At 33.9% G+C, this 11691-nt stretch carries 10 protein-coding genes and 1 pseudogene; 6 read left to right on the top strand and 5 right to left on the bottom strand.

Annotated elements, in window-relative coordinates; genetic code table 11:
* Window positions 1–86 precede the first annotated feature (86 nt).
* The 3 genes from ACQH21_RS07195 to ACQH21_RS07185 form a co-directional block, all read right to left on the bottom strand.
* Window positions 87–347: a hypothetical protein gene (locus ACQH21_RS07195; protein ID WP_425384152.1), complete on the bottom strand. Its 261-nt coding sequence runs from the start codon at window positions 345–347 to the stop codon at window positions 87–89.
* A gap of 19 nt (window positions 348–366) precedes the next feature.
* The gene (locus ACQH21_RS07190) at window positions 367–2031 is read right to left on the bottom strand and encodes a recombinase family protein (RefSeq protein ID WP_264377312.1); all 1665 of its coding nucleotides are present in this window, start codon (window positions 2029–2031) and stop codon (window positions 367–369) included.
* A gap of 289 nt (window positions 2032–2320) precedes the next feature.
* Window positions 2321–3124, bottom strand: coding sequence for a hypothetical protein (locus ACQH21_RS07185; RefSeq protein WP_425384151.1), 804 nt, complete (start codon window positions 3122–3124; stop codon window positions 2321–2323).
* Between the two features lie 198 nt (window positions 3125–3322).
* Between ACQH21_RS07185 and ACQH21_RS07180 the strand changes: the two genes are divergently transcribed.
* The 6 genes and pseudogenes from ACQH21_RS07180 (at window position 3323) to ACQH21_RS07155 (ending at window position 6868) form a co-directional block, all read left to right on the top strand.
* The gene (locus ACQH21_RS07180) at window positions 3323–4246 is read left to right on the top strand and encodes a hypothetical protein (RefSeq protein WP_425384551.1); all 924 of its coding nucleotides are present in this window, start codon (window positions 3323–3325) and stop codon (window positions 4244–4246) included.
* A gap of 43 nt (window positions 4247–4289) precedes the next feature.
* Window positions 4290–4619, top strand: a complete 330-nt coding sequence (locus tag ACQH21_RS07175) for a helix-turn-helix domain-containing protein (RefSeq protein WP_425384150.1) — start codon at window positions 4290–4292, stop codon at window positions 4617–4619.
* 22 nt (window positions 4620–4641) lie between these two features.
* Window positions 4642–5016: a helix-turn-helix domain-containing protein gene (locus ACQH21_RS07170; protein ID WP_007549999.1), complete on the top strand. Its 375-nt coding sequence runs from the start codon at window positions 4642–4644 to the stop codon at window positions 5014–5016.
* 297 nt (window positions 5017–5313) lie between these two features.
* Window positions 5314–5445: an ankyrin repeat domain-containing protein gene (locus ACQH21_RS07165; protein WP_007551899.1), complete on the top strand. Its 132-nt coding sequence runs from the start codon at window positions 5314–5316 to the stop codon at window positions 5443–5445.
* Window positions 5446–5448: 3 nt separating this feature from the next.
* Entirely contained in the window at window positions 5449–5676 is a 228-nt protein-coding gene (locus ACQH21_RS07160; protein WP_082246108.1) for an ankyrin repeat domain-containing protein, read from the top strand.
* An 84-nt stretch (window positions 5677–5760) separates the two neighbouring features.
* Window positions 5761–6868 (top strand): annotated as a pseudogene (locus tag ACQH21_RS07155) (IS3 family transposase).
* A gap of 667 nt (window positions 6869–7535) precedes the next feature.
* Here ACQH21_RS07155 and ACQH21_RS07150 read toward each other — a convergent pair.
* Both ACQH21_RS07150 and ACQH21_RS07145 read right to left on the bottom strand, forming a co-directional pair.
* A complete protein-coding gene (locus ACQH21_RS07150) occupies window positions 7536–9626 on the bottom strand; it encodes a hypothetical protein (RefSeq protein WP_425384149.1) in 2091 nt (696 codons plus the stop codon).
* Window positions 9627–9634: 8 nt separating this feature from the next.
* Window positions 9635–11107 carry a hypothetical protein gene (locus tag ACQH21_RS07145; RefSeq protein WP_077188281.1) on the bottom strand — a complete coding sequence of 491 codons (1473 nt, stop codon included), beginning with the start codon at window positions 11105–11107 and terminating at the stop codon, window positions 9635–9637.
* Window positions 11108–11691: the final 584 nt, after the last annotated feature.

Here is an 11691-nt window from a genome sequence, read left to right as displayed (position 1 = left end):
GTAAATTTTTTATGGTAATTTTGATTAAATTTCAAGAACTACTTTACTTTGCAATAATTATGGCTATGTAAAAACATAGCCACCAATCAAGAACGTCCTACAGATGTCGTTTTGGTATCTTTTAATTTGCTCACCCAAGAAAAGGTCTCACTACTTTTAGAATTTTGATCACCCCACCTCCCACATCTAGTAAAACCACCTTTTTCTACTGCTTCTTTAACAGACATTCCACCAAATAAACAACCCTTTCCTACGATTTCTCCTATTTTTTGTAACTCATCCCACCTTTCTTCGTTTTCTACCTCAATTTGTACTTGATGATAGTCTTCTGTGTCATGATATACCATTAAATTTAGCTCTCCTAGGCTAGTGCAAAGTGTTACTGTAAATACACCTACGACAATGTTGCAAATTTTTATTTTCCTTTCCATTATGTCCAGAAGAGTTCGGTAGCTCTTTTACGCGAAATACCACATTTACGTCCTCAAGGTTAATTTCAATTCTCTTGACCAATGTTCTGATAATATCACGTTTAGTTAACCAGTCTGCGTTATCAAGGTTTAACGTAATATTGGAAGAAAAGTCTTCTAAATTGGCCACAACCAGAGTTACCTCCTGTTCTAATTCCTTTTGATAAAATATCTTTTTCTTCTCTTCTTTAATTGTTTTTAAGCTTTGTTTCATTGCTTTAATTCGTGGTTCAAATTCCTCTTGATTGATATATTCTTGAGCATAACTATCGATAAGTCTAGCAATACCACGTTTTAATTTATTTTCTTGTTTCTCTAGCAGGTCACTTTTTTGATCCAATGATGATTTTTTTAGTTCTGAAAGCCTACGCTTGTATTCTTCTAAAATCCTGTTTGGATTTTTCAATAACTGCTTAACCTCTTCCCACACAGCTGTTTCTAATGCATCTGAGCGAATGGGTTTATTGTCACAAATCTTATTACCACCAAAACGGTAAGAATCTTTACCACTACAACGGTAATATGCATAATGACCACCTTCTTCTTCTCGTCTACTTCTCATGCAAGTTCCGTAACATCCGTAATTACAACGCTTACATATGACTAAACCTTGTAGTAAGTACTTTGCTCCTCTTTTTCTTGTCCTTGCTACTTTTCTATTTTCAGCTAATTGTTCTTGAACAATATCAAATATATCTTCATCTACTATATTTGGCACTTTAATATAAATCCAATTTGCTTTTTCAACAGGATAGACAGAGTGGTTACTTTTTGGCTGCTCACAAGAGCCTTTCTGTGGTCTTACTTGCTTTAATCTTACTCCTAACCTTCTTCTACCAAAAGCTGCTTGTCCTTTGTAAGCAGGGTTTTTCAACATACTCCAAATTGTACCTTTATTCCAGCGTTCTTTTCCTTTTTGTGTCTTAATGGACATAGTATTTAGCCGACGACATACTTCCCCAATACTTGTTCTTTCTCTGCCTATCCACAAAAATACTTTACGAACGACATCAGCTTCTTTTTCGTTAATCTCAAATAAAGCTTGTCCTCCTCCCATATGCTTATCTATATAACGATAACCATAAGGAGCTCCTCCCATTACATTTACATAGCCTTTGTTAGCTGCATAGATTTTACCACGACGACTTCGTTCCATAATTTTCGCACGTTCATATTCTGCTATCATACCTTGCATTTGTAACAGTAATTGAGATTCTGGGTTACCGTTAATCTCATAATTTAAAAAAACCACTTTTGCTCCTGCTTTTTCAAATTCTTCAATCAGCACCATTTGATATGCATATTTTCTAGATAAACGATCAGGAGAATGAATGTAAATCTTATCAATTTTACCTTCTGTTACTTTATCACGTAATTTTTCTAAATCAGGGCGGACTAAATGAGATCCACTGTAGCCGTTATCAATAAATTTATACTCACTTAACAATCTGTATCCGTCCAGATTAATTTGCTTCTCTAAAGCTGCAATTTGACTTTCTATCGTATTTCCTTCTACTTGTTTCCCCGAAGAAACTCTCGCATATAAACATACTGTTACCATTTGACCCTCCTTGAATCCCATTTTTATGTTTTAAGTTTTTTTGACTTATTTCCTTTGACACTACCTTTTCATAAGCATCTGATAAGCATTGTTCTGCTAACCGATTAGGTTCATAGCTACAGCTAATTTGGATAGCTAATCTCTTGTTTCTCATGACTTTTCCTTGAAATAATATGTTCATATCATTCCTTAAAGCCGATGGTTAATTGATTATTAGCGCTATAAGTAAATCGGACTCTTGGTTCTGGACACAGAAGTTTTCGAGAAATGGTTTTCTCTAGTTTTATTTTTATGTTTTTTGCAACATTGTCGGTAGTGTAAAAGCGCTGTTATCGGATATATCCACGTAATTTCTTTTGCCGTCCTTCCCAGTTTTAACTTCAACTTCACCATCACCTATTTTTATGATATTGCCACCAAGGTTTAAGTCTCCTTTACTTAAGCCTAAACTTTTTGCACCTTCTACAACTTTGGCAACATCAACTATGCAGCTATGTGAAAATTCAATATAGAAGGTCTTATTATCAATTTCTACATCTTCAACAGTTCCTTCTATAGTAGCGTCTTCTCCAACTTCCCTAAGTTTCTTGAGCCTACTATATATTTGTGGCTCAATTTCTTTTTGCACTTTTTCAGTTATTTTCTTATCAACTTGTACATTAAAATCTGCTCCATGTAAGGCTAACTTTCTGATTATATCTTCTTGTTTATTTCCTTTGAATTCATCACGATGCATCTTAAACATTGTAACGTTAGCGAAACTAAAGCCATCTTCATTGGGAGCATTTATTCTTATTCCTAAGTTCAAAACTTCATCGACAACTTTACTTAACTCATCTATATTTTTAGCTGCAATAGCTTTTTCCAAAAATTCATTTAGTTTCATATTTTCATATTCACTTAGCCTTATCTTGCATAAAGCTGATTGAAATGGATTGAGCTCCTCAGGATATGTTAAGACAGGTAATTTACTAATCTTTTTATTTGCTGTTGGAGCAGCTTTTATAAAATTAGGTAATAACCCTTCTTTTGCTATTCGCTCTACCGCTTTTAACATTTTACTGGACAATTTTTTACCATTTATTTTTTTCATTGTAACCCTCACTTAATCTAATTACTATTCGATCATATCGTGATAAATATTATTTAATTGTTAATATTGTACGACTTATTAATTTACTGTATATTATAATAACAAGTTTTACGGGCATTTACACTAGAAAAACACATCTTGTAAAAATTATTTCAATTTCAATCAAAGTTGGGTATTGTGATTGTAAAACTGAAAGAAATGGATCTCTTGTCTTACTCCACTGAAAAGTTGAAGAAGCATTGTCAGCTACTTGATAATGAAGAAAAAATAATTTTATATGAGCAGCTGCTAGACAAGGCTAAAGACATACTTGAAAATTCAGGAGATAATGTTTCTGAACTGAAAAAGATCAGTAAAGCTGCTGTAGCAATAGAGGAAACCACCGATAAGCAGTTACTAGAAAAGTTTAATGATGACCACCCGCTAAGAGAAGTGGACATTTTAATCTACTCTCCTCAAGGAAATACTGAATATCTATTCAGCATAGATAACTCGTCAGAGCTTTATGATTTAAAAGAAGATAAGGATAAAGCTCTTTATAATGCAGTAAAATCAAATGATGTTGAGCTCGTAAAAAAGCTGCTCATGATTCTTCTACCTGAAGAAGTAAGTAATTTTGACACGAAATACTTGGAAGAATTAAAAATATTGCTGTCAGGAATTCACAAAGAATTACAATTATCACAAGATATGAAAAATTATCTTGAGAAGACGATAAAGTTCTATAGTTTTTTATGTAGTAATTTTAGCTTATTAGTTGCAAATCCCACTTATGTAAAAGCCATGATTGATCTATTTGCTGCTCAACCAAATATTGATTACCAAATAGATAAGCTTCTGCTTTCTTTTATTGTGAGAGATGTTGAGGAAAAAAAGCTAAATTCTGAAATCAAACACATGATAGAGCTTCTTGAGCAGCATGAAAGATTTGCTGAGCTTGAATATAAGGTCAGAAGATTAAGATCAGAGTTTGCATGTGGCAAAAGCAGATATTCGGCTGAAGTAATACGAAATAGCATTGCAGAACGAGAAAAAGAGATGAGGGAGATTGAGAAAAAATACATAAGACCAAGCGATTTAATTAGCGAGAGGCAGAAATTATTAAAGCAATTACTTTGCTAGCTTTTTCATAAAATTTGTTGTAAATTTGAATAAGAGGTGAAAAGTGCACTTAGGTAAAAAAATAAAACAACTTAGGTTAGATCGTGCTTTGACACAGACCGAATTGGGAAAGAGAATAGGTGTTTCGTATAGACAGATACAAAAGTACGAAAATGGTTCAAATTGTGTTTTGGCCAGTAGACTATATGATTTAGCAAAAGTACTATCGATAGATGTTGCTAACTTTTTTACTGATATGCATACTGACTCACATGAAGCTTATGATGAAGAAATACTAAAGTTAGTCAAAGGATATAACGAAATTAAGAGCAAAAGGTTACGTAGTGCAGTTTATATATTGGTAAAATCTTTTTCTCAGAGTGATAATACATAGTTAATATTACCTGATACGTAAAATGACTATACAACATCCTATCGATAAACAAATAGGTGAAAGAATAAGGAAAAGAAGGCTAATGTGTGGTTTTAGTCAAAGAGACTTAGGAAAAAAGCTTGAAATTTCATTTCAGCATGTACAAGGATATGAAAGCGGAGAGATTAGGCTTGTAGTTGATAGGTTATATAAATTAGCAGAAGTACTATCGGTTGATATGTCGTATTTTTTTACCAAAGCCTCTGAAGACTTACATGATAAGGCCTTCCATAGCGATGTAGGCAGCGAAGAAATATCAAGGCTAGTGAGGGAATATAGAAAAATTGAGGATGAAACTCTGCGTGACATTGTTCATTTAGTGATTAAGGCTCTTGCTAATACAGGCTTTAAAGCATAAATTCTCTCCTTGAGTCGTTGAAGAAAACTTAAACTTTCATTTTCTTCATCATTTTGCTTTTCTTTCACTTTGATGCGTGTAGTTATACCCTACACAAAGTATAATGTTTTAAAAATAAAAACCTGCACCATAAAATATTGAGATTTAGAATATTAACTTATAAAGTCTTTTCGGCAGTTTTAGCGAGGGTTTATTAGCAAGGATGTTGGAGGTTAGCAATGACTATATCTGAAGGTGTAATACAGCGTATAAGGCATAATGATAAGAACGCGATAGGGGGATGATTTTTTGGTCAAGGTGGCTGTGCACCATCCAGCTAAGTTTGATAGCTTAGAAGTAACAAAATTTTTAGTAAATAATAAAGGTGTAAGTTTTAACGCTAAAACTAATGACGAAAACAAGCCTATTCATATTGCAGCTGATTTTTGAAATATCGATATTGTAAAATTTTCTCTTAATAAGGGAGTAGAAGTTGGTACAAAAGGTAAAAACAATTGGACTCCTTTGCATTATGCTACCAATAAAGGATATCTAGGAATTGTAAAGCTTCTAATAGAAAAGCAACAACAAGAATCATTTATTAATAATTCTAATATTAATAATTCTAAAACTACAGATCAGTCTACTATGCTGCCAAGGAAGGCCATTTACCATCTGTAGAATTTCTCATAGAATATAATGCACCCCATAAACTAGACCAAAAAAAAATGGTTGATCCGAGTAGGAAAGTAAAGGGGTAAAAGTATGGCAACAAAAAAATATGAACCAGAGTTAAAAGCAAAGATAGCTTTGGAAGCAATAAAAAATCAAAGAAGCACAGCTGAGATATGTAGTGAATATAAAATACCATCAACAAATCTATATGATTGGCGTGATAGAGTATTGGCAAGGTTAAAAGACCTATTTGTTGAAGAAAGTGAAAGTGCGAGAAAACAAAGAATCTTAGCGCAAGAAATAGAAAGTTTACATAAAGTAATAGGAGAATTGACAGTGGAAAATAGCTATTTGAAAAAAAAATTACTGAAATAAGCAAAAAAGATAGAGTAAGATTTATAGAAAAAGATTCTGATCTGTCAATTAGGAAACAGGCTGATTTACTGGGGATTTGCAGATCTAGCCTATATTATAGGCCTATAATTAATAACGAAAGTGAAATTTGATTCAAGAAGTATATTTGGCTTCTGATTGCCGTTATGGATATCGTAAAATTACTGCTGAAATCATAGCGAGTGGAGTAGTAGTCAATCACAAAAAAATCTTAAGAATTATGAAAAAAATGAAGATTAGTGGGCTGTATTGTAGAAAAAGATGTAATACAAGTATTAAAGAAAAAAAGCATAAAATATATCCTTATTTACTCAAAGATTTGATTATTTGTAGAGTTAATCAGGTATGGGCTACTGATATAACATATATTATGGTAGAAGGTAAGTTTGTCTATTTTGTGGCAATAATGGACTTGTATAGTCGCTATATTATTGCTCATTCATTATCACCATATCTCGATGCTGGATTTTGCCTTTATACTCTCAAAGAAGCTCTAAAACAAGGTAAACCTGAGATTTTTAATAGTGATCAAGGGGTGCAGTTTACTAGCTACAACTTTATTATGGAATTAGAGCGTGCTAATATTAAAATCAGTATGGACCATAAAGGACGTTGCTTCGACAATATATTTGTTGAGCGCTTATGGAGAACTTTAAAGCAAGAAGCTATATATTATTATAGACCAAATAGTATCAGAGATTTGAATCTTATAATAAACGATTTTGTTGCTTGGTATAACTATAGAAGGCGACATCAGACTCTACATTATAAAGTTCCTGCTGATCTCTATTATCATAAACAGTAAATGAATATATTCATAAATACTTTAAATATGTGTCGACGTATTTATCAACATATTCATTTTAAAAATCGGATCACTTTGAAAAAAATGGTCTAGACAAATGGGTGCATTATAATGTATAATAATGTTACAAAAAATAATATCATAGAATTCAGTAGGATAATTCCTAGAAAACCCCTACATACTAAAAAAAGCAAAATGCTGTTAAAATGAGCTTAAGAATAAATAGCAAACATCTAACATAACAATTCTATTTGTAAATCAGGTGAGGCTTATCCTATAGAAAGCTTTCGAACTACGCAAGCGTATCTTTTGCCTTTAGTATTTCTTTATTGTTTAAGATAACTGTCTGAGCTCCTCTGCCTTAGCATTATATCTCCACTTTCTGCAAGTTATTCCATTAAGTAGTAAAAATATTAGACTTGCCGCAAAACTAAGAAAAAAAGACCAAAGATAGAGCAGATTGAACTTACAGTAAAAATAGAACAAAAAAACTCCAACAATAAATTATACAAACTTCATCAGGTTAACTTTAACTTAAGAAAACATAAATCAAATTTTCTTGCTCAAAGACCTTGCTTTTTCTCCAACCTTACTCAAACGTACTCTAGCTTAATGCATAATTTTACCCATAAACAACCTTATCTTTGGTACTTTTATTAGTTACAAGTCATCTAGAAAACCCAGATGCTCTACGAAGCCCACCAATCAATATCAGATCCTGCTTTTGTCCTACAGCATTTAATATAGCGTATAACAAAACCATCGCATCTCCCCCAGTAATACGCTTGCATCCTCCACAAAATTCGTATTCACTTAACTGTCGATTTGCCTCCACCCTTTTTCGTTCAACTTGTTCTGCGGTGTTAGCATACTTCAACTCTATTCCAATTGGATGAGTATCATCATTTTCCGCAGATTTTGATAATACTAGGTCTATTTTCCTTCCTCTCTGTAGCTGGAACTCAATAATTACCTTGGCAGGATTATCGCAACTTTGAAATATCCCACGCAACAAAGCCTGAAATTTAGCTTCATTGTTCACGAGTAGACGGTTTCCATTTAATAACGGAGACAACAGACGAGAAATCTCATTAAATAAAACTTCATACCTAGCCCTGTACTCACCATTAACATTACCATCATTACCAAAATTAGGCTCAGCACTCATCAACTGATCTGCAAGTTGATGTAAATTCCTAACATTACCCATTTGTTCTGAAAACCTTCCCTCGAAATAACCTTCACTATGAGAACGTGAGTAAGCACGTAGTGATTCGAATTTCTTTGCAGAAGCCACTTCCAGATGACCCTGGACATCTACTTCACAAAGTACTTGACGCACCTTAGCATCATCTGTGGCTTGAGGCAGTAACGACAGGTTCAATGCCTTGTCTGGTAAAGTCTGCCACTTTAAACGACGAAAAATGTGAAGCACAACAAAACCAATATTTGATAAAAATAGAGCTAAAGTTAACGCATGGCTTACAATATCTGCTGCATCTCCCCTACCACCTGTACGTTTCATTTTCTCTCCCTGAGAGTGGTTAAATAGATACTTGGTAACCCTTACCTCCCGCCCATCATTTGTTTCTAAGTCCCTCCTTGTAGATAAAACATTTCCAAAAACAAACGATGACGTACAGGAAAAAGTGTTACAATGAGGCGATTGAGTGAACTCTGATGCTATGGGTTGTAAAAAACGTTTTACATTTCCCCTAACTCCATTTCCATGAGGATGTAGTAAACCCGGTATTAAGGAAAGACCACCTTCTGAAAAGGCCTGCACAGAAGTTCGGAGACCAGCACCTCCACGTAATTGAAAATTTAACGCTACACAAACAGCACTTGGTGATGAGGTATGAATAGGCAAAGACGAAACAGAACAACTTTTAGCATAATCTTTAGCTTGCTCTAATCCTTCCTCATCACCAACCTTCAACTCAATTATAATTGGAACCGAATCATTTGTCTGATCAACACCACGAACAAGCAAAACAACATCTGCATAACCTTTTCCTATAAGTAGCTCTGGGTAGAAATCAGCCACAGCTCGGTATCTAAAATTTACTAAAAACCCACACAGAAAACCGTGGTAATCAGACTCTGCACGAAACACTAAGCTATCTTCATGTTCATCATGGATATCAATAACATATTCCAAAATTCTTTTAACATTAGTACGCACTTCTCCTGTATCATCATTTGCCAACTCACTCATCAGGTCTAACAATTCACCTTGTTCTCTGATTGGGTTAATTTCATGAAAAATTGGAGCTCCAGGTTCATCACGTTGAGGAAATCTATCTATTTCATGAATAAACCTACATTCTTCTCCAAACCGAAATATTTTATACTCTTCCCAATCCAGATCCTCATCTTCCTGTAATTCTTGTGGAAGATTCTCTTCTACCTGCTGCTTCTCTTCTGCACTAAACCTTGACCCAGGGCTGTTCTCATTATCAGCAACAGTATAACACCTGACTATTCTTCTATTTTCTTTATTAGTGAGAACAGCAACTTTTAGATTTCCATAATTGTCAAAACGAAAATAGACTCTTTCATCTTCAACTAATATACCTGCATCATGTGCAGTAGAAAACATACCAAAAAAGAATGTAGGAAAAAAGCCAGGCTTATTAGCCGAATGCAAAAAAGATGGACAGTTGTTTAAAAAACCTACAAATTGTCTACTAAACTCATCACAACCTCCACTTAATAAAGCCCTAACTAATTCACGATCTTCATTATTACCATGCATAAATACTCCTATTTGTTAACAACTGCAGCAGGCGAAATACTAACATTAGTACCCACTAACGTAGATTGAGGACCTTCAGTGCTAGCAGAGAATAAATTCAAATTTCTCGCTGACTTACACAACTCTTCTATTAAATTGCAGGAGCTAGTTGCATCTATCATCTTAGAATTCCTTGTTTTATCTAAACTATTTGCTATCCTCTCTTTTAATGATTTAAAGCTTTTGTCTGAACAACAATCTTTAGCAAACTTTAAAATACTCAAGACCAAATCAACTTTTTCACCATCGCCAGCACTTTGAGTATCCTTGCTGTTCTCCTGATCTACAATCAAATTTGAAATTGCATTTTCCATTGCAACAAAAGCAATCCTATCTTTAAAAGGATCGACAACATTTATTTTATTTTGGTTAAATACACTAGATTCCCAAAGACTGCTAATAGCTGACCTTGCTTCATTCCTGTTATCCAAGTCATAATCTTTAGAAACTACAACAAATGAAAGCGATGAGAGAAGATGTGCATATCCTCTAGGTGAAAGCATTTTCTCTACTTCAGATCTTGAACATCCCTCGCTCAAGTACTGGATAACATACTTAGTTGTGCAAAGAAAACCGTGCTCTACTAAGTAACTAAGAGGACGATAGATCACACCCCTATCTTTCTTATTCGGTAGCCCAAGTAGTGACTTATGATCTACTTTTGCGCTTATGACTTTACCTAGAAGGGAACTTAAGGTAGAAGCAAGTTTATAGCTAGATTGCAATGGAGATAATTTTGCAATAGCAGAAACTAGCAATTTTTCTCTCTCTTCTTTCACTAATTTTTCTTCAGAACACAGACGATTATAGAAGTGTTCCACTCCCTTACTCCACTTGAAATCTACAGCCTTATTAAATCCATCTTCTGCTTCTATATTTTCTCTAAGGTTACCTGATTCTTGATCAATCCAGAAATTGAAAACAGGATCACGTCTTCCCATGGAACTTAACAATTCAACTCTTGCAAGCTTATCACTGCAAGCTAAATTCCTATCTTCCTCACATGCACCTTTATGAGATAAGTCAGATCTAAAAGACTCTAACGCCTTGTCAAATAATTGCTTAATTTCACTCTCTACACACTCAATACATGCTATTTTATATATAGCAAATGGATTCAACACACCTGATTTAGCTAATTCTCCTACCAATTTAGCAACATCTAGTGTCGCACCTGACCAACAAGATTCATCACGAAACGCATTACATAAGAGGTCCGATTGCTCAACGGTTAGACCCTCTACTGTTACAGGGTGAGCCTTGACCCATTCCTCAATAGCTGAAGTTCTATCACCTTTAACAACATCCTTCAGCTTACTTATTACTTTGCTAGAGATAATCTCTTTATTTTTTTTAGGATCAGAACTGAGACGAGATCTTTTGCTTGGGCCTGCATTACCCTTCAAATCTTCCGTTCCACGTTTAGTTTTACTTTTTGGCATCTAATTACCTCAAAATCAAATATTCAATGAAGGTATTATACAAGCATTAGAATAATATATAAATCGAAAAATTAGTGTGCACCTAAATTTAAGCAGTAATTATAGACCTGCTGCAAAAGAGGAGATATTAAAGAGAGATGTAGCAAGAGGGAATGAGCTTAAATTATCAAATTAACGTTATTCTACTTTACCTCACTAGCATTTTCCTTACCTTGAGCCTTACTATTACTCACAAATATAAACGTTCGTTACATAGCTCTTAATATGTCTAAAGAGACGAAATTTCCCGAATTATTTATAATGAACCCTTACGATCACATTCTGGGGACGTACATCAGAAAACTTTTATATTATTAGTTTTGTAGTAAAATTATATGAGTACATCGTATCTATTAAATCAGAAGCTTTATGGATTACAGATTGAGAGCTTATTTGTTTGGGGTTATCTGGTTTATACTTAGCTTACTTAGTAGTGTAGCTAATGATACTATATCAAAATATCTAAGTTTACATCTTCAGAGTTTTGAAATAATTTTTTTCCGCTTTCTGTTTACCACTATTACCCTTGTACCTTTTATGTTTTA

The organism is Wolbachia endosymbiont (group B) of Eupithecia inturbata (assembly GCF_964030915.1).
Taxonomy (GTDB): domain Bacteria; phylum Pseudomonadota; class Alphaproteobacteria; order Rickettsiales; family Anaplasmataceae; genus Wolbachia.
The sequence above is the reverse complement of the archived record's forward strand: the minus strand, read 5'-3'. Positions and strand labels throughout refer to the sequence as shown.

What these genes read in the sequence shown, in the direction of transcription:
- ACQH21_RS07145 (WP_077188281.1), bottom strand. Translation starts at nt 11,107, where the DNA reads ATGCCAAAAAGTAAAACTAAACGTGGAACGGAAGATTTGAAGGGTAAT.
- ACQH21_RS07195 (WP_425384152.1), bottom strand. Translation starts at nt 347, where the DNA reads ATGGTATATCATGACACAGAAGACTATCATCAAGTACAAATTGAGGTA.
- ACQH21_RS07185 (WP_425384151.1), bottom strand. Translation starts at nt 3,124, where the DNA reads ATGAAAAAAATAAATGGTAAAAAATTGTCCAGTAAAATGTTAAAAGCG.
- ACQH21_RS07190 (WP_264377312.1), bottom strand. Translation starts at nt 2,031, where the DNA reads ATGGTAACAGTATGTTTATATGCGAGAGTTTCTTCGGGGAAACAAGTA.
- ACQH21_RS07150 (WP_425384149.1), bottom strand. Translation starts at nt 9,626, where the DNA reads ATGCATGGTAATAATGAAGATCGTGAATTAGTTAGGGCTTTATTAAGT.
- ACQH21_RS07180 (WP_425384551.1), top strand. Translation starts at nt 3,323, where the DNA reads ATGGATCTCTTGTCTTACTCCACTGAAAAGTTGAAGAAGCATTGTCAG.
- ACQH21_RS07170 (WP_007549999.1), top strand. Translation starts at nt 4,642, where the DNA reads ATGACTATACAACATCCTATCGATAAACAAATAGGTGAAAGAATAAGG.